The organism is Citrobacter sp. CFNIH10 (genome assembly GCF_002934585.1).
Classification (GTDB): domain Bacteria; phylum Pseudomonadota; class Gammaproteobacteria; order Enterobacterales; family Enterobacteriaceae; genus Citrobacter_A; species Citrobacter_A amalonaticus.
Genome location: NZ_CP026216.1, coordinates 5,095,736 through 5,114,476, shown reverse-complemented (window position 1 = coordinate 5,114,476; position 18,741 = coordinate 5,095,736). Strand labels below are relative to the sequence as shown.

Genomic DNA, 18,741 nt, shown 5'->3' with positions numbered 1-18,741 from the left:
GTTTCCGCTTGCCTGGATTTTGTGAGGCTCCTCACGACAGTAAATCTGAATAACCGCCAGAGTTATTCGACTGACAAAATCAGTTGGTCGAGTGAAATGGAAATCCAGGACAAAATACATCTCAATGTTTGTAAAAGTTGGTCGTGCCCCAATCTCGGCGTGGCGGAAGCGGCTGACTATCTTTATCCCGTTTATCGTCTGGGGTATGCGGCGCTGGAATGCCAGAAATGTGGCAGTCTGCCCCCCTTATTTAATGAGCGTGAATTTAACCACTGGTTTGCACGGTTAATAAAAAATAAACCGGACGCAACCGGAACAGAATGCCCGCACTGCTCTGCCAGCGACGTGATTCGCTATGGGCGAACGCAGGCAGGTCATAGTCGATTCCAGTGTCGTCTTTGTCGGACGGTTTTCACTCCCCGACAGACGAAGCGCTGTTTCGAACGCACCATCGAGCCGTTTCTCTTGCGACTTCAGCAGGGTGATTACGCGGCAGAAACCACGCAATATCGACTGCTGGCGAAAGCGGTTAACTGGTGTGAGCAGCAAGCGCATCATGCTAACCGTGATGTGAAACGCGTTGCGACAAAGGTTCTGGCGTTGCCTTTCCAGGGACAGGCGGCAGAACAGCGGCTGTATGTGGTGATCAGCGCTGATGCCTGTTCTGGTCATATTCTCCAGGTCACAACTAACTACTGTGATGAGGCGGTAGGTGACTCTTTGCTTTATACCGGTTCGGCGAGTCCTGTGCCGCAAATGGCGCATGAGTGCTCGGTGGAGTCCCTTCGCTGGCAGGAAATGCAGTTCATGCAAAGATGTCAGTTTGATGAAATTCACTATGGCAGTGCGCGACTGAAAGGCAACGATCGCGGGTGTATCCTTCGCCCTGCGATCGCGATTCACGGTCATTTCCAGCGGTTGAAACGGCGGTTTCCTACTATCACCGATCACTACCTGGCGCACGAGTGTGTGCTGCGTGGCGCAGCGATTACGGCCTGGTCAGCGGAAGTACAGCGTGGTACGACGAATCTGTGGTTTGTGCTGGAAGATGCCAACCCGCCATCCGGGACAGAGGCGGAGTACAGGCTGACAGGCAGGTGGAACATTGGGTGGTGGAACAATGTCTGGCAGCGGTGGAGTTGCGGCGGAGCGGATAAGATCGTCTGCTCATTAACCGGGCAAAAGCAGGCCGGGAACATTGCTCCGGTTTCTCTGCGCGCCAGCGATGCCTTTGTTCGCTGGCTGTATACGCACCCGTGGTCCTCGGGTCAGTCAGGATTAGGGCCGAAGGTGTTGAGCCGGCATGTCGTGTGCCTTGCGTATCTTTATAATCACTATCGTTAATTTGGTCTGTCGGGAATTCACGACAAATGCGCGCAAGGGGTGTCTCCAAAAAGAGACATATAAATTGTTGATTTTTATGAGGCTAAATCCATTGCGTTTAAGGTGTTGCTAAATGGCGACAGTTTGTATGAAAGTCGTTCACTGCATTAATCGATTAATTATCAATAAAAACCAATTAAATTCAGGGTGTTAATAATTTGTTTTGAATATTGGCATAGTTACTGCATAATAGTAACCAGTGGCTCATTCACCTTCTTATGTCAGCCCCTTCGGGACGTGCTACATAAACTTCGAATGACGCACAACAAGGTGCCTGCCGTCCAACTTCTGATAATAGCGCTGCTTTATCAACCATCGGGCGAAACGTCGAGTTAGGCACCGCCTTATTCCATAACAAAGCCGGGTTCAGCCCGGCTTTGTTGTATCTGGCGTTTCCCTCAGTTAGCATCGTTCTATTCATCTCCTGTGAGAGTAATGCCTTGAAGCGCTGGTCTGTTTTTCCCCGGTCACTACGCCAACTGGTGACGCTGGCATTCCTGCTGATCCTGTTACCGCTGCTGGTCCTCGCCTGGCAGGCGTGGCAAAGCCTGAACGCGCTTAGCGCCCAGGCGGCGCAGACTAACCGTACTACCCTTATCGATGCGCGTCGCAGTGAGGCGATGACCAATGCCGCCCTGGAGATGGAGCGTAGCTATCGTCAGTATTGCGTGCTTGACGATCCGACGCTGGCAAAGGTGTATCAGAGCCAGCGCAAACGCTACAGTGAAATGCTGGACGCCCATGCGGGTGTTCTGCCTGACGATAAGCTGTATCAGGCGTTACGTCAGGATCTGAACGACCTGGCGCAACTGCAATGCCGGAACAGTGGGCCTGAAACCGCCGCGGCCGCGCGACTGGAAGCATTTGCCAACGCCAATACCGAAATGGTGCAAGCGACGCGTACCGTGGTTTTTTCACGCGGGCAGCAGCTACAACAAGAGATTGCCGAGCGTGGACAGTTCTTCGGCTGGCAGGCGCTGGTATTGTTTCTGGTGAGTCTGGCGATGGTGCTGTTGTTCACGCGGATGATTATCGGGCCGGTAAAGGGCATTGAGCGGATGATCAATCGTCTGGGGGAAGGGCGATCGCTGGGCAATACCGTCACCTTTACCGGACCGCGCGAACTGCGTTCCGTTGGGCAGCGGATCATCTGGTTGAGCGAGCGCCTCTCCTGGCTGGAGTCTCAACGCCATCAATTTTTGCGCCATCTCTCCCATGAGCTGAAAACCCCGCTGGCCAGCATGCGTGAAGGCACCGAACTGCTGGCGGACCAGGTGGTGGGGCCACTGACGCCGGAACAAAAAGAGGTGGTTGGCATTCTCGATGACAGTAGCCGTAACCTGCAAAAATTGATTGAACAACTGCTTGATTACAACCGCAAACTGGCGGATAGCGCCATTGAAATGGAAAGCGTGGAGATTGAACCGCTGGTAGATATGGTGGTTTCCGCTCATAGTCTACCGGCTCGCGCTAAAATGATGCATACCGACATTGCGCTGGCGGCCGATCGCTGCCTGGCCGAGCCGATGTTACTGATGAGCGTACTGGATAATCTTTATTCCAATGCGGTGCACTATGGGGCTGAATCCGGTAACATCCGTATTCGCAGCCGCTTACAGGGATCAACCGTGTATATCGATGTTATCAACACCGGAACTCCTATTCCTGAAGCGGAAAGAACTATGATTTTCGAACCTTTTTTCCAGGGAAGTCATCAACGGAAAGGGGCAGTGAAAGGGAGCGGACTGGGGCTAAGTATCGCCAGAGATTGTATCCGCCGTATGCAGGGTGAGCTCTATCTTGTCGATGAACAGGCGCAAGAGGTTTGCTTCCGCATAGAACTGCCGTTATCTGCAACGAAAAACGACTAAATAATGCTAAGCCTGGTGAATATGCCACACGTTTTTTCTCACATTTTCCAACGTCTATTCTCCCGCCAGTTCATCCTGGCGGGAATGCCGTGCCTTGCGCTGATGGGGTGTACGCCGCATGCGGTGAAGCACATCACCGGGGATGCGCCGCAGGATGCCCTCCCGACGTATCAACTGGCGGATTATCTGTCTGTTGAGTGTACTGATATCTGGGCATTGCAGGGGCAATCGACGGATACCAACCCTCTTTACTGGCTGCGCGCCATTGACTGCGCAGATCGCCTGCTACCGGTGCAGTCGCGCAGCGAGGCCCGCTCGCTGAGTGACGACAGCTGGCAAAACGCTTTTAAGCGCGGCATCTTGCTGGCGAATGCCAAAATTACGCCGCTGGAGCGTCGCGAAAACGTCTCGCGACTGGATGCGTTCAGCCCGCAGATCCCGGCGCAGGTGCGCCCGCTTTATCAGGTCTGGCGCGACGGACAGTCGTTACAGCTCCAGCTCGCCGAAGAACGCCAGCGTTACAGCAAACTGCAGCAAACGACCGATGGCGATCTGGATACGCTGCGTCAGCAGCATCAGCACCTTCAGGCACAGCTCGATCTCACCACGCGTAAACTGGAGAACCTGACCGATATTGAGCGCCAGCTTTCCACCCGTAAACCGGCGGGAAATTACAATCCGGATGCGACGCATGGCGGCGACAAGTCTGAGGGACAAGCCCCGGAATCATTACAAGATGAGGTGACCCCATAATGAGTCGTAAACCGGCGCATTTACTGCTCGTGGATGATGATCCAGGCCTGTTAAAACTGCTGGGCATGCGTCTGACCAGTGAAGGCTATAGCGTGGTGACCGCAGAGAGCGGGGCAGAAGGGCTGCGTGTTTTGAACCGTGAAAAAGTGGATCTGGTGATAAGCGATCTGCGGATGGATGAGATGGACGGCATGCAGCTGTTCAGCGAGATCCAGAAGGTGCAGCCGGGAATGCCGGTCATCATTCTTACCGCCCACGGTTCGATTCCGGATGCGGTCGCGGCAACGCAAAAGGGCGTGTTCAGCTTCCTGACTAAACCCGTGGATAAAGATGCGCTGTATCAGGCGATTGACGAGGCGCTTGAGCAGTCGGCACCCGCCACGGATGATAGCTGGCGTGAATCGATTGTTACCCGTAGCCCGCTGATGCTGCGTCTGCTGGAGCAGGCGCGGATGGTGGCACAGTCCGACGTCAGTGTATTGATCAATGGTCAGAGCGGTACCGGGAAAGAGATCTTCGCCCAGGCTATTCACAATGCCAGCCCGCGCAGCAGTAAACCGTTTATTGCCATCAATTGTGGGGCGCTACCGGAACAATTGCTGGAGTCGGAGTTATTCGGCCACTCGCGCGGCGCGTTTACCGGCGCGGTGAGTAACCGCGAGGGGCTGTTTCAGGCGGCGGAAGGCGGGACGCTGTTCCTGGACGAGATTGGCGACATGCCCGCGCCGCTACAGGTCAAACTGCTGCGCGTCTTGCAGGAACGCAAAGTCAGACCGCTTGGCAGCAACCGCGACATCGATATTGATGTGCGTATTATCTCGGCAACCCACCGTGACTTGCCGAAAGCCATGGCGCGCGGCGAGTTTCGTGAAGATTTATACTACCGCCTCAACGTGGTAAGTCTGAAGATCCCGGCGCTGGCGGAGCGGACCGAAGATATTCCGCTGCTGGCAAATCATCTGCTGCGCCAGTCGGCGGAGCGGCATAAGCCTTTTGTGCGGGCGTTTTCGACGGATGCAATGAAGCGGCTAATGACCGCCAGTTGGCCGGGCAACGTGCGTCAACTGGTGAACGTGATTGAACAGTGTGTGGCGCTGACCTCTTCGCCGGTTATCAGCGATGCGCTGGTGGAACAGGCGCTGGAAGGGGAAAATACCGCGCTGCCGACTTTTGTTGAAGCGCGTAACCAGTTTGAACTGAACTATCTGCGCAAGTTGCTGCAAATCACCAAAGGCAATGTGACGCATGCGGCAAGAATGGCGGGCCGTAACCGGACGGAGTTCTACAAACTCCTGTCGCGCCATGAGCTGGATGCAAACGATTTCAAAGAATAACGTTGCGTAATATGTTACGTTTACCCGATTAAAAGACAGGCGACCTTTTCAAGGACTAGCATGAAAAAGATTGATGCGATTATTAAACCCTTCAAGCTCGATGATGTGCGTGAAGCGCTGGCTGAAGTCGGTATTACCGGGATGACCGTCACCGAAGTGAAAGGCTTTGGGCGTCAGAAAGGGCATACCGAGCTGTACCGCGGCGCGGAATACATGGTGGATTTTCTGCCGAAGGTGAAAATTGAAATCGTCGTACCAGACGATATCGTTGAAACCTGCGTGGATACCATTATTCGCACAGCGCAGACGGGCAAAATCGGCGATGGTAAGATCTTCGTCTTTGATGTGGCGCGCGTGGTGCGTATCCGTACCGGTGAAGAAGACGACGCGGCAATTTAAGCCGCGCCGTGCGCATGCCGGATGGTGGCGTAAACGCCTTATCCGGCCCTGCATCCTATAGGCCGGATAAGCACAGCGCCATCAGGCATGACGTCATTACAAGACCTTATGCGGGCCGAAGCATTCGTAATGAATGTTTTCGTTTTTCACACCCAGCTCAACAAGCTGCTTCGCGGCAAACTGCATAAAGCCCACCGGACCGCACAGATAAAACTGCATCGCCGGATCGCTGATTGCGCCTTCCAGTTTGTTCAAATCCATCAGCCCAACGCTATCAAACGTCCCTTTCGCGCGATCGGCTTCGGTTGGCTCACGATACCAGGTATGGGCGCTAAAGCGTGGCAGCGTTTTACCCAGTTCACTCACTTCATCGGCAAACGCATGGACGTCGCCGTTTTCTGCGGCGTGGAACCAGTTGACCTGCGCGGTGTGGTTTGCTTTTGCCAGCGTATCCAGCATTGCCAGCATGGGCGTTTGACCGACGCCAGCAGAGATCAGGGAAACCGGCGTATTCGGGGTGACTGCCATAAAGAAATCGCCAGCCGGTGCGGCCAAATGCACGACATCGCCGATGTTCGCATGGTTATGCAGCCAGTTTGATACCTGACCGCCTTCTTCACGTTTCACGGCAATACGGTAGCTTTTACCATCCGCTTTACGGGTCAGAGAATACTGACGAATCTCCTGATGCGGGAAGCCTTCCGGTTTCAGCCAGACACCAAGATACTGGCCAGGCTGGTATTCGGCCACGGTGCCGCCGTCTACCGGTTCAAGTTCAAAGCTGGTAATCAGTGCGCTGCGCGGGGTTTTCGCTACGATCCGGAACGGACGCGTGCCTTCCCAGCCACCGTTTTTACGGGCGTTTTCACTGTAGATTTGCGCTTCGCGGTTGATAAAGACATTCGCCAACACGCCGTAGGCTTTGCCCCACGCATCCAGCACGTCCTGGCCTGGACTGAACATTTCGTCGAGGGTTGCCAGCAGGTGTGTACCGACAATGTTGTACTGCTCAGGTTTTATCTGAAAGCTGGTGTGCTTTTGGGCGATTTTCTCAACCGCGGGCAGCAGGGCGGGCAGATTCTCAATATTGCTGGCATAAGCGGCAATGGCATTAAACAGGGCTTCACGCTGATCGCCATTACGCTGGTTGCTCATGTTAAAAATTTCTTTGAGTTCAGGGTTATGAGCGAACATGCGATCGTAAAAATGGGCGGTCAGTTTGGGGCCGGTTTCTACCAGCAGGGGAATGGTGGCTTTTACAGTGGCGATGGTTTGGGCGTCAAGCATACGGTCTTCCTTTATGTGAATCTTTAATGATGTATGTCAAATGCATCTTATAAAAAATATCCCTGCTTTGTAAATGGTTCTTTGACGCTTTACGTGTTAAACGTTACAACGTGAAAAATCTGCATCACAAACCTGAAAAGAAATCCGTTGAAATTCGTAAGGTCTTCATTCCGCAAAGCCTTGTGTCCTGTGAAGGTAATCGTTTGCGTAAATTCCTTTGTCAAGACCTGTTATCACAGAATGATTCAGTTATACTGTTGCCCGTTGTCCAACAGGACCGCCTTTTAAGGCCAAAAATTCTATCGTTAGCTGAGTCAGGAGATGCGGATGTTAAAGCGTGAAATGAACATTGCCGATTATGATGCCGAACTGTGGCAGGCTATGGAGCAGGAAAAAGTACGTCAGGAAGAGCACATCGAACTGATCGCCTCCGAAAACTACACCAGTCCGCGTGTCATGCAGGCGCAGGGCTCTCAGCTGACTAACAAATACGCTGAAGGATATCCGGGCAAGCGCTACTACGGCGGCTGCGAATACGTCGATATCGTTGAGCAACTGGCGATTGATCGCGCCAAAGAACTGTTTGGCGCAGACTACGCTAACGTACAGCCGCACTCCGGCTCTCAGGCTAACTTCGCGGTCTACACCGCGCTGCTGCAACCCGGTGATACCGTTCTGGGTATGAACCTGGCGCAAGGCGGCCACCTGACTCACGGCTCTCCGGTGAACTTCTCTGGCAAACTGTACAACATCGTACCTTACGGTATCGATGAGTCCGGTAAAATTGACTACGAAGAGATGGCGCAGCTGGCGCAGACGCACAAACCGAAAATGATCATCGGTGGCTTCTCAGCTTATTCCGGCGTGGTTGACTGGGCAAAAATGCGTGAAATCGCTGACAGCATCGGTGCGTACCTGTTCGTTGATATGGCCCACGTTGCGGGTCTGATTGCCGCAGGCGTTTACCCGAACCCGGTTCCGCATGCACACGTTGTGACCACCACCACCCACAAAACCCTGGCGGGTCCGCGCGGCGGCCTGATCCTGGCGAAAGGCGGTGATGAAGAGCTGTACAAAAAACTGAACTCTGCCGTTTTCCCAAGCGCGCAGGGCGGCCCGTTGATGCACGTGATTGCCGGTAAAGCGGTTGCACTGAAAGAAGCGATGGAGCCAGAGTTCAAAGTCTACCAGCAGCAGGTTGCGAAAAACGCCAAAGCGATGGTGGAAGTGTTCCTGAACCGTGGCTACAAAGTGGTGTCCGGCGGTACTGAAAACCACCTGTTCTTGCTGGATCTGGTGGACAAAAACCTGACCGGTAAAGAAGCTGACGCCGCGCTGGGTCGTGCCAATATCACCGTGAACAAAAACAGCGTGCCGAACGATCCGAAGAGCCCGTTCGTCACTTCCGGTATCCGTATCGGTTCTCCGGCCATTACGCGTCGCGGCTTTAAAGAAGCGGAAGCGAAAGAGCTGGCGGGCTGGATGTGTGATGTGCTTGACAACATCAATGATGAAGCGGTGATTGAGCGCATCAAAGGGAAAGTTCTGGATATCTGCGCACGCTTCCCGGTTTACGCATAATTCCGTTTTGCTGCAAGCAAAAGGCCGCCGATGCGGCCTTTTTCCTTTTTAGCGCCGGTCAATGGAAATCGCGCCCGGCCCCGTCAGCGCCAGCAGCAGAAAACCGCCTGCGATACTGACATTCTTATAGAAGTTAATCATATTCGGTCCCACCGCATCACCGGTCATATTCCAGAAGTGATGACCGATCACGGCGGTACCCAGCGTATAGAAAACGAAAATAACCGCCAGTGGACGCGTGAAAAAGCCCAGCACAATCAGTATCGCTGCCGGAACCTCCATAACAACGGCAATGATCGCAGCAAGCATCGGCGCAGGGGTACCGAGAGACGTCATATATTGTACGGTACCGTCGAACCCTGTCAGTTTAGGAAAGCCAAAAATAATAAACAGAATTGCCAGCGCAATACGGGCAATCAATAAAAACAGATGGCGTGATTCTCCAAAATCAAAATAACGTAACGTGTTCATAGCAGGCTCATTAGCATGAGTAATGTACTTTAAAACTACTACACAACCCCGAGCCTCGCCATTCGCGCCATAAGCTTATATTTCGTTCAGTTGCGACTCCACGTACAGATAGCCAATGCCCATCAGTTGCTGGGCGCGGGTCAGCGTGCCAACGCTAATTTGCGTCGCTTTCGCCCGCGGGTTATCGCCGTGATCGAAAGGGTTAAATCCCGTCTGTTGCCGTAGCGTATTGAGCCAGGATTCACCGAAGGCGCAACTGCGTCCGTACAGCCAGATCTGATTGATATTCAGGATATTAAGAAAGTTATACAGGCTTAAACCAATCGCGCTGGCGGCATGTTCCACCCATGCCTGAATGCGTACATCACCCTTGCGCCAGGCGTCGATCAGTAAATCCGTGGTCAGCGTTTCCGGATCCCTTCCCGGCACTGGCTGCGCCTTCATCCAGACTCTGGCCTGCTTTTTCAGCGCGCTCAGGGAGGCGACGGTTTCCAGACAACCATAACGACCGCAGTCGCAGGCGATCCCGTCGGGGTTAACAATGGTATGCCCAATCTGACCGCTGCCGTACAGGCTGCCGCGCCAGATATTGTCGTGAATGACGAACGATGAGCCAATGCCGTAATCGACGTTAATCACGCAGAAGTCCTCGTTGGCCGCCGGGTTTTGCCACTTTTCCGCCAGCGCCAGCATCACGCAGTCGTTGTCGAGGCGGACCTGTATACCGAGTCGTTCCTCCAGCAGATACTTGATTTCCACCGGCGTTTTCCACGGTGCCTGCGGCATCGTTTTCGACGCACCGGTGATCGGATCCACCTGACCGTGGACGCCCAGCGCGAGGTTGATCGTGGTGTCGGGATAGCGCTGACGCCAGCGCCGCCAGTGGTTGGCTATTGCGGCAAGCAGCGCGTCAGGCGTCGCGGCGTTAATCACCTCATGCTGCCAGTCGCCAACCGCCACCAGACGCGCATCGGCCAGCTGGCTGGTCAGACTGGTCGGGGTGACGTTGATACACAGCGTCCACGCGCCCTGTACCGGCAGATGAAAACTCCCGTTGCTGAGTCCGCGCTGGCTCAGCGTTTCACGGGAGTGGCACAGCCGCCCTTCGTCCAGCAATTCTTCAAGAATGTTACTCACCGCCGGAATCGACAGGCCGGTGAGCTGCGCCAGTTGCGATTTACTGAGCTGCTTTTCGCGCCACAAATGCGACAGGAAGATCTGTTTATTCGCCTGTCTGACCCGGGCGTTATTGAATCCCGAACGCTGCATACACTTAACTCCCTTAACTATATTGCGTGAGCATTGCGCATTTTACCGCCAGTTAACTGCCACACAATAGCCACAAGATGACATTTTACTTTTGTTTATTGAGTGGAGGCAGCATGTACGGTTCTGTTAAGGTCTGGCAGGAAACCCTCTCACTACCGACCTGGACGGTGGGTGAGGAAGATCCGAACCCGATGTTTCTGGAAAAACGGGTTTATCAGGGCTCTTCAGGTGCGGTTTACCCCTACGGCGTGATCGACACCCTGACCGGCAAGCGCGAAATGCGCGATTACCAGGCCGTGTGGATGGAAAACGATTTTATCCGCGTCATGCTGCTGCCCGAACTGGGGGGGCGTATTCACCGTGCGTATGACAAAGTGCAGCAGCGCGATTTTGTCTATTACAACGAAGTGGTGAAGCCTGCGCTGGTTGGCCTGCTGGGGCCGTGGATCTCCGGCGGGATCGAATTTAACTGGCCGCAGCACCATCGCCCCACCACTTTTATGCCGGTAGATTTTACACAGCGGGCAGGGGAACACGGCGAACAAACCGTCTGGATGGGTGAAGTGGAGCCGATGCGCGGTCTGCAGGTGATGACTGGATTCACCCTCTACCCGGATCGCGCGTTGATAGAAATCACCGGTAAAGTCTTCAACGGCAACGCCACGCCACGTCATTTTTTATGGTGGGCGAACCCGGCGGTGAAGGGCGGCGACGATCATCAAAGCGTGTTCCCGCCTGATGTCACGGCGGTGTTCGATCACGGCAAGCGCGATGTCTCCGCTTTTCCGATCGCCACGGGCACCTATTACAAAGTTGACTACTCGGCAGGGGTGGATATCTCCCGCTATAAGAATGTGCCGGTGCCGACTTCGTACATGGCGGAAAAATCGGACTATGATTTTGTCGGTGCCTGGCATCACGGTGAGCGCGGCGGGTTGCTCCATGTTGCCGATCATCACATCTCGCCGGGGAAAAAGCAGTGGAGCTGGGGCTACGGGGATTTTGGCGTGGCCTGGGATCGTAACCTGACCGATGAGAATGGCCCGTACATCGAATTAATGACCGGGGTGTTTACCGACAATCAGCCGGATTTCACCTGGCTTGCACCTTATGAAGAGAAGGTATTCGTCCAGAACTTCCTGCCATACAGTGAATTAGGAATGGTGCAAAACGCCAGTACCGACCTGGCGTTGCGACTGGTGCGTGATGAAAGCCAGCTGTCCGTTGGTGTCTATGCGGTTGCGCCATTGCAGGATGTGCAAGTGACGCTCAGTGCAGACGGCGCGCCTTTCTTCGAAACCACGCTGACGCTGGCACCGGGGAAAAGCTGGCTAACGACGCTTGTCGATTCGGGCTATGCGCGGATCACCATGACGGTCACCCGTCACGACGGTCAGACATTGCTGCAATACGAAGAGCATATTGCTGACGATTTGCCGCTGCCCTCGGCGGCAACGGCCCCGGCACAGCCGGAGGCATTATCTAACACTGATGAACTTTACTTTATCGGTCAGCATCTGGAGCAGTACAACCACGCCAGTCGTTACGCCGGGGATTACTATCGCCGGGCGCTGGAAATAGATCCGCTGGATTACCGCAACAACGTTGCACTGGGGACGCTGGCATTGAACCAGGCTGACTGGGCGCAAGCTGAACGCTGCGCGAAAGCGGCATTAGCGCGGGCGCATCACCTGAACAAAAACCCGCGCGATGGCGAAGCCAGTATGCTGTTAGCCGCTGCGCGGGAGCGCCAGGGCGATTGCCAGCAGGCCTGGGATCATTACTACAAGGCGAGCTGGAGCGGAAACTGTCGCGACGCGGCCTTCTGGGCACTGGCCCGGCTTGCGATGGCGCGTGGCGATCATGCAGATGCACTGGCAAAAGTAACGCAGAGTTTGCGCTTTAACGGCAGCAACAATCTGGCGATGGGACTGAAAGCGCTGGTACTGGCAGAACTGGGGCGCACGTCTGAGGCGCTGAAGTACATCGAGCAGCAGCGTAATGACTATCCGCTTAGCTACGTGCTGCACTATGCCCGCTGGGCGATATGCCGGGATGAACCGTCGAAAACGGCGCTTATCACCATTACCGGTCGCCGAGGTACTAACGCCTGCGAACTGGCAGGATGGCTACTCTCTTTCGGTCAAAAAGCTGCAGCCCGCGAACTGCTGGAACTGCTGGACAGTCAGGAAACGCTGCCGTTGCTGTGGCGGGCGTCGCTGAGCGACCATCCGCAGCCGTTCATCGCCCAGGCGCGTGCTTGCCTGCCTAACCGGGTACGTTTCCCGAATACCCTCGACGAAGTACAGATGCTGCAAACGCTGGAGCATAGTGCTTACGCCCGCTATCTGTTGGGCTGCTTCTGGTACAGCAAACGCCGCTACGAAGAGGCGCTTACCTGCTGGCAATTTACCCTGCAACAGGAGCCTGAATTTGCGCCTGTGCACCGTCTGCTGGGGATTTATGCGTGGAACAAACAGCACGATGCCGCCAGGGCACACCAGTATTTGTCACAGGCCGTGGCGCTGGAACCTGATAACGCCCGCTTCCTGTTTGAACTGGATTACCTCAATAAACTCCTGGCGACGCCTGCTGAACAGCGTCTGCAACAGCTGGAATCGCGTAAGGCGGTGGTGTTCCAGCGTGACGATTTAACCGTGGAGTTGCTCAGCCTGTGGAACGGACTGGGCCACTACGATGATGCCGCGAAGGTGCTTAGCGAGCGCGTATTCCACCCCTGGGAAGGGGGCGAAGGGAAAGCGACCGGGCAGTACCTGCTGAACCAGATGCACCGGGCGCTGGCGGCGATTGGCAAAGAGGAATTCTCCGACGCAGTCAGTCTGCTACAACAGGCGCTGATCTATCCGCATAACCTGGGGGAAGGGCGCTTACCCGGACAAACCGATAACGATATCTGGTATCTGTTGGGCTATTGCGCTCAGCGTCAGGGATATCATGACGAAGCGCATCGTTACTTTGCCCGCGCCACCCGTGGTGGAAGCACGCTGGATGCCGGACGCTACTACAACGATCAGCCCGTGGACTATCTCTTCTGGCAGGGCATGGCGCTGAAACAGTTGGGTGAACGTGACGATGCAGAGCAGCTTTTCCACAGCTTCCTGCAATGGGTGACATCACAACGCGACCACGTGCCGGAGGTGGATTTCTTCGCCGTCTCATTACCGGATCTGGTGGTGCTCGATACGCCGGCGGAGGCAAAGCACCAGCAGCACTGCCTGTTTATTACCGCGTTGGGGCATCTGGGGCTTGGGGATTTATCCGCCTGCCAGCAGGCGCTTGACGTACTTCTGCAACAGAACCCGGCGCATGACAAAGCTCTGCTTGTGCGCCATGTCATCAGACTGGAGTTATTGCACTAACCCTGAACCGGTGGCGGTAACGCCACCGGAAACCTACTGTTCCCTGCGTTTCCCTGAAAGAGGAATCATAATGAATAACGCGCAGACACATTTGAAAATCGGCTACGTCTGGACTATCTGTCTGGTCGCAGCCTGTGGTGGTTTGCTGTTTGGCTACGACTGGGTGGTGATTGGTGGGGCAAAGCCTTTTTATGAAGCGTACTTCTCGATAACCGATCCGGCGCAGTCCGGCTGGGCGATGAGCTCCGCGCTGGTGGGCTGTATTTTTGGCGCGTTGATTTCGGGCTGGTGCGCCGATAAATTTGGCCGAAAAATGCCGCTCATCCTCTCTGCTATTCTGTTCAGCGCCTCGGCATGGGGAACCGCCGTTGCCAGCAACTTCGACATGTTCGTGATTTACCGCATCGTTGGCGGCGTCGGGATTGGCCTTGCGTCAGCGCTCAGTCCGCTGTACATCGCTGAAGTCAGTCCGGCGGAAAAACGCGGACGTTTTGTGGCGGTGAACCAGTTGACCATTGTCATTGGCGTTCTGGCGGCGCAACTGATCAACCTGATGATCGCTGAACCCGTTGCCACAGGGGCGACACAGCAGGCGATTGTTGAGAGCTGGAACGGGCAGATGGGCTGGCGCTGGATGTTTGGCGCAGAACTGGTTCCCGCGTTGGCGTTTTTGGTGCTGATGTTTTTCGTCCCGGAATCCCCACGCTGGCTGGTGAAGGCGGGTAAACCGGAGCGTGCGCGTGCCATGCTGCAACGCATTGGCTCTGCGGAGTACGCAGGACAGACGCTAAAAGAGATCGAACACACGCTGCTCAAAGATAATCACAGAGTCGCATGGTCAACGCTGCTGCAACCGCAGATCAAACCGATCGTGATCATCGGCATGGTGCTGGCGGTCTTCCAGCAGTGGTGCGGGATCAACGTGATCTTTAACTACGCGCAGGAAATTTTCGCCTCTGCCGGTTTCGACATCAACGGTACGCTGAAATCTATCGTTGCCACCGGCATTATCAACCTGGTCTTTACCCTCGCCGCACTGCCGCTGGTGGACAAAATTGGCCGGCGCAAGCTGATGCTGTTCGGCGCATCCGGCCTGACGGTGATTTATGTGTTGATTGCCGGTGCCCACGGGATGGGGATTATGGGCTGGCCGGTGCTGGTTCTGGTGCTGGCGGCCATTGCCATTTATGCCCTGACGCTGGCACCGGTCACCTGGGTGCTGCTGTCTGAAATCTTTCCTAACCGCGTGCGCGGGCTGGCGATGTCGCTGGGTACGCTGGCGCTGTGGATTGCCTGTTTCCTGTTGACCTATACCTTCCCGCTGCTCAATGCCGGGCTGGGTGCCGCCGGGAGTTTCCTGCTCTACGGCGTGATTTGCGCAATGGGATATGTGTATGTGCTGCGTAATGTACCGGAAACCAAAGGCGTAACGCTGGAAGCGCTGGAAGAACAACTGGCGGCGAGACATTTGAAAGCCAGTCCGTCGGCACAGCCAAAAAGCGTGCGCTGATGACCACGCCGCTGACGCTGCATAACGCGCATCTGCGGATGCGCGTGGATCCTCAGGGCGGCGCGCTGTTGTCGCTGTTTTCGTTACAACATCAACAACCGGTTCTACGCGAAAGCGAGGGAAAAACCGCCGGTGATGGCGGGCTGTTTCCGATGCTGCCGGTTGCCAATCGCGTGGCCGGTAACCGCTTCAGCCAGCGCGGAACCGAGGTGCAATTGCCGTTATATGAGGTCGACGACGCGTTTTTCCTGCACGGTGACGGCTGGCTTAAACGCTGGGAAGTGACGGCGGCGACCGATGATAGCTGTTCGCTGCGTCTGCGCAGTCAACTGGCATGTGGCTATGATTATCAGGCGGAACTGCAGTATGTGCTTGACGCGTCAGTATTCAGGGCGTCGCTGACGATCGCTCATCTGGGCAAGCGCCCCATGCTGTACGGCTGCGGTTTCCACCCGTTTTTTGTCTTTGATGCGCGAAGCACCGTGCAGTTTTCTGCCAGCGGTTACTGGCCGGAAGGCGAGCACCATTTGCCGCTGGCCTGGCAGAGTGAACTGCCGACGGAGGCTGATTTTACCAGGGCGCAGTATGGCGCGGATCGCTGGTTAAATGTGGGGTATTCCGGCTGGAGTGGGCAGGCGATCGTTCAACGCAATGTGATGCGCGTCACGATTTCTGCGCAAACTCCCTGGCTTATGCTTTTCAGAATGCCGGGTGAGTCATTTCTTTGTCTGGAACCGCAGACGCATCCGGTGAATGCCCACCACATGCCGGGGCAGCCGGGATTACGGATGTTAGGCTCTGGAGAACAGTGCCGTTTCGCGATGGAGATTCGCGTTGATTAGCGGCAAAACGTTGTTATGTTGCTGTTAATGTTCACTTGCGCCAGCCTGCGTTTATCGCCAGACTATCGCCTCCACACGGGAGGGGATCATGTCTTTGCACTCCACGCGCTGGCTGGCGCTCGGTTACTTCACCTATTTTTTTAGCTACGGGATTTTTCTTCCCTTCTGGAGCGTCTGGCTTAAAGGGCTTGGCCTCACGCCGGAGACCATCGGCCTCTTATTGGGCGCTGGTCTGGTCGCCCGTTTTCTTGGCAGTTTGATCATTGCCCCGCGGGTCAGCGATCCATCACGGCTGATCTCCGCGTTACGCATTCTGGCGCTACTGACGCTGATCTTTGCGCTGGCCTTCTGGGCCGGAACCCATGTCGCCTGGCTGATGGTGGTGATGGTCGGCTTTAACCTCTTCTTCTCGCCGCTGGTGCCGCTCACGGACGCGCTGGCGAATACCTGGCAAAAGCAGATCACCATGGATTATGGACGGGTGCGTCTGTGGGGATCGGTCGCGTTTGTGATTGGTTCGGCGCTAACCGGCAAACTGGTCAGCCTGTTTGATTACCGGGCGATTCTGGCGCTGCTTACGCTGGGTGTCGCCTCAATGTTGCTGGGAATGCTGATTCGACCCAGCGTGTTGCCCAAAGGGGAAAACCGTCACCAGGAGAGCGCTGGCTGGCCCGCCTGGCGTTCGCTGGTCACACAAAGCTGGCGCTTTCTGGCCTGCGTCTGTCTGTTGCAGGGGGCGCATGCCGCCTACTACGGTTTTAGCGCTATTTACTGGCAGGGGGCGGGGTATTCCGCGTCGGCGGTCGGCTATCTCTGGTCGCTCGGCGTGGTGGCAGAAGTGATTATCTTCGCCCTGAGCAATAAGCTGTTCCGCCGCTTTAGCGCCCGCGATCTGTTACTGCTCTCCGCCATCTGTGGTGTGATTCGCTGGGGACTGATGGGCTGGACGACGGCGCTGCCGTGGCTGATTGTGGTGCAGATCCTCCATTGTGGCACCTTTACCGTCTGCCACCTGGCGGCGATGCGTTATATTGCGGCGCGTCAGGGAAGCGAAGTCATTCGTCTGCAGGCGGTCTATTCTGCTGTGGCGATGGGCGGCAGCATTGCCATCATGACCGTGTTTGCTGGCTTCCTGTACCAGAATCTGGGCAACGGCGTCTTCTGGGTGATGGCGCTGGTGGCGTTGCCGGCTATGGTACTGCGGCCAAAAGTGGCCGCTTCAGCCTGATTCCAGCATCTTGCGGATCTGCTGCTGCTGATGTGGCGTTAGCGCCTGATCCGCATGAATCAACGGGGGTGAAAAGAGCGGCAGCAGCGTGGCGTAAGGGGTAACAATCAGCGCCACGCCGCGCGGTGAGCCTTCCTGCTGGAAAGTTCGCATCGGCAATGGCTTGATGTTCAGCGGCAGTAGCGTCAGTTCACGCAGTTGTTGTTCTATCTGCTGCTCCAGTTGCGGATTATCACCGGTCAGTAAGACGACCTGTTTCTCATGCAGGTCATTATCCTGCATCAGCCATGCGCCAAAAATCACCGCCACCAGTCCCGTCTCTTCTTCAGAAAACTCAACGGCATACTCTTCTTCAAACCCGCGTAACGCATCGCGGGTGGTACGCATCAGACGCGGATAGAGGCGGGCGAACTCTTCCGGCAAGGTGTTATCGATGCCAATCGAAAACAGGCAGCGGTTCAGCGCCTGGGACAGATGGATATAGAGCTGATCGTTTAGCCCCTGCTCGTCGTTAAAACGCACCGCGCCCATTTCGCGAAAACGCAGGATCAGGCGGGCGATCGCCAGACGCAACCGCCGGTTCTGCTGATGGTTATCGCGAATCGGGTCCGGGATGCGGACCATCGAAAACAGCAGCGCCATAAACAGCGATTCCGTTAATGGCGCATCCTGCCGGACACGACGCTGCCAGTGACGGCCAATCTCCTGCGCTAACGCGTATTCGGCGCAGGACTGCGCCCAGCGCTGCTGGACGGGATTGAATTCCGGCGAGATCCCCGCATGATGTTGCAACAGACAATATTGCAGATAGAGGCGCAGGAACTGGATGTCCCGGCACTCGAACGGCTTTTGCAGACGACGCGCACAAAGGTTAATCAGCGCATGCAGATTGGTATCGTCATACAGCGTGCGCAGGATCCCCCGCTGTTTTAGCTCAATTTTGAGGGCGGGGGCAAAGTGTTGATTAATGAACGCCGGACACAAACGCAGGCCGCGTCTGAGCCAGTGTAAGAGGCAGAGGCGTTGGTTAAGCGCGGTACCTTCGATCCGGTAGCACCCATTCGGACCAGTGCTAATGCTAAGTCGATGATAGCGTTGGATCTCCAGTCCCGTTTCGACAATATCCTCACGGGCAACAGTATCATCGACACCATTTAGCGCACTGAACATTTCCGCGGTGGCAATCTGCCCCGGCTGGAAAAGCGTCAGCAAAACCTGGCAACGGCGCTGGGGAGCAGAAAGTACAGATGGCGGAGCAAGCGTTGTCATCATCTGTCGGATCTCCCTTAGGTATGTTAGATAAGAATAGCTAAAGTTTTTCCATAGCCATTACGAATGAAATGTTTTGCGTCAGGAATGCAGGGAGAGGTCACAGAATTTTTCACGTGTGTAACCGCGTAAGAGAGTTTAACGCAGCGCTTTATTAGGATTTT

At 55.4% G+C, this 18,741-nt stretch carries 14 protein-coding genes; 10 read left to right on the top strand and 4 right to left on the bottom strand.

Annotated features, from left to right (window positions below):
• Positions 1–96: 96 nt before the first annotated feature.
• The 5 genes from C2U53_RS29120 (at position 97) to glnB (ending at position 5,740) form a co-directional block, all read left to right on the top strand.
• A complete protein-coding gene (locus tag C2U53_RS29120) occupies positions 97–1,344 on the top strand; it encodes an IS1 family transposase (RefSeq protein ID WP_104446839.1) in 1,248 nt (415 codons plus the stop codon).
• Positions 1,345–1,823: 479 nt separating this feature from the next.
• Positions 1,824–3,254, top strand: a complete 1,431-nt coding sequence (gene qseE / locus C2U53_RS29115; protein WP_042999796.1) for a two component system sensor histidine kinase QseE/GlrK — start codon at positions 1,824–1,826, stop codon at positions 3,252–3,254.
• 21 nt (positions 3,255–3,275) lie between these two features.
• Complete coding sequence (gene qseG, locus C2U53_RS29110) at positions 3,276–4,007, top strand: two-component system QseEF-associated lipoprotein QseG (protein ID WP_104446838.1); 732 nt, start codon at positions 3,276–3,278, stop codon at positions 4,005–4,007.
• Complete coding sequence (gene glrR, locus C2U53_RS29105) at positions 4,007–5,341, top strand: two-component system response regulator GlrR (protein WP_086512879.1); 1,335 nt, start codon at positions 4,007–4,009, stop codon at positions 5,339–5,341. The genes qseG and glrR overlap by 1 nt, the downstream gene beginning before the upstream one ends.
• 60 nt (positions 5,342–5,401) lie before the next feature.
• Complete coding sequence (gene glnB, locus C2U53_RS29100) at positions 5,402–5,740, top strand: nitrogen regulatory protein P-II (protein WP_012906673.1); 339 nt, start codon at positions 5,402–5,404, stop codon at positions 5,738–5,740.
• A 96-nt stretch (positions 5,741–5,836) separates the two neighbouring features.
• Here glnB and hmpA read toward each other — a convergent pair whose 3' ends face one another.
• The gene (gene hmpA, locus C2U53_RS29095; RefSeq protein WP_104446837.1) at positions 5,837–7,027 is read right to left on the bottom strand and encodes an NO-inducible flavohemoprotein; all 1,191 of its coding nucleotides are present in this window, start codon (positions 7,025–7,027) and stop codon (positions 5,837–5,839) included.
• 327 nt (positions 7,028–7,354) lie between these two features.
• Between hmpA and glyA the strand changes: the two genes are divergently transcribed.
• Complete coding sequence (gene glyA / locus C2U53_RS29085; RefSeq protein WP_042999800.1) at positions 7,355–8,608, top strand: serine hydroxymethyltransferase; 1,254 nt, start codon at positions 7,355–7,357, stop codon at positions 8,606–8,608.
• 48 nt (positions 8,609–8,656) lie between these two features.
• On the opposite strand, the gene C2U53_RS29080 is transcribed toward glyA, so the two are convergent.
• Positions 8,657–9,079, bottom strand: coding sequence for a DoxX family protein (locus C2U53_RS29080; protein ID WP_042999801.1), 423 nt, complete (start codon positions 9,077–9,079; stop codon positions 8,657–8,659).
• Between the two features lie 75 nt (positions 9,080–9,154).
• Positions 9,155–10,348, bottom strand: coding sequence for an ROK family transcriptional regulator (locus tag C2U53_RS29075; protein WP_042999802.1), 1,194 nt, complete (start codon positions 10,346–10,348; stop codon positions 9,155–9,157).
• Positions 10,349–10,461: 113 nt separating this feature from the next.
• On the opposite strand from C2U53_RS29075, the gene C2U53_RS29070 reads away from it, so the two are divergent.
• The 4 genes from C2U53_RS29070 (at position 10,462) to C2U53_RS29055 (ending at position 17,308) form a co-directional block, all read left to right on the top strand.
• Positions 10,462–13,728, top strand: coding sequence for a DUF5107 domain-containing protein (locus tag C2U53_RS29070; protein ID WP_042999803.1), 3,267 nt, complete (start codon positions 10,462–10,464; stop codon positions 13,726–13,728).
• A 70-nt stretch (positions 13,729–13,798) separates the two neighbouring features.
• Positions 13,799–15,238 carry a sugar porter family MFS transporter gene (locus tag C2U53_RS29065; protein WP_104446836.1) on the top strand — a complete coding sequence of 480 codons (1,440 nt, stop codon included), beginning with the start codon at positions 13,799–13,801 and terminating at the stop codon, positions 15,236–15,238.
• Positions 15,238–16,080: an aldose 1-epimerase gene (locus C2U53_RS29060; RefSeq protein WP_042999805.1), complete on the top strand. Its 843-nt coding sequence runs from the start codon at positions 15,238–15,240 to the stop codon at positions 16,078–16,080. Before C2U53_RS29065 ends, C2U53_RS29060 begins: the two co-directional genes overlap by 1 nt.
• An 88-nt stretch (positions 16,081–16,168) precedes the next feature.
• Entirely contained in the window at positions 16,169–17,308 is a 1,140-nt protein-coding gene (locus C2U53_RS29055; protein WP_042999806.1) for a 3-phenylpropionate MFS transporter, read from the top strand.
• On the opposite strand, the gene csiE is transcribed toward C2U53_RS29055, so the two are convergent.
• Positions 17,300–18,580 carry a stationary phase inducible protein CsiE gene (csiE, locus tag C2U53_RS29050; RefSeq protein WP_042999807.1) on the bottom strand — a complete coding sequence of 427 codons (1,281 nt, stop codon included), beginning with the start codon at positions 18,578–18,580 and terminating at the stop codon, positions 17,300–17,302. The genes C2U53_RS29055 and csiE overlap by 9 nt on opposite strands.
• Between the last annotated feature and the right edge of the window lie 161 nt (positions 18,581–18,741).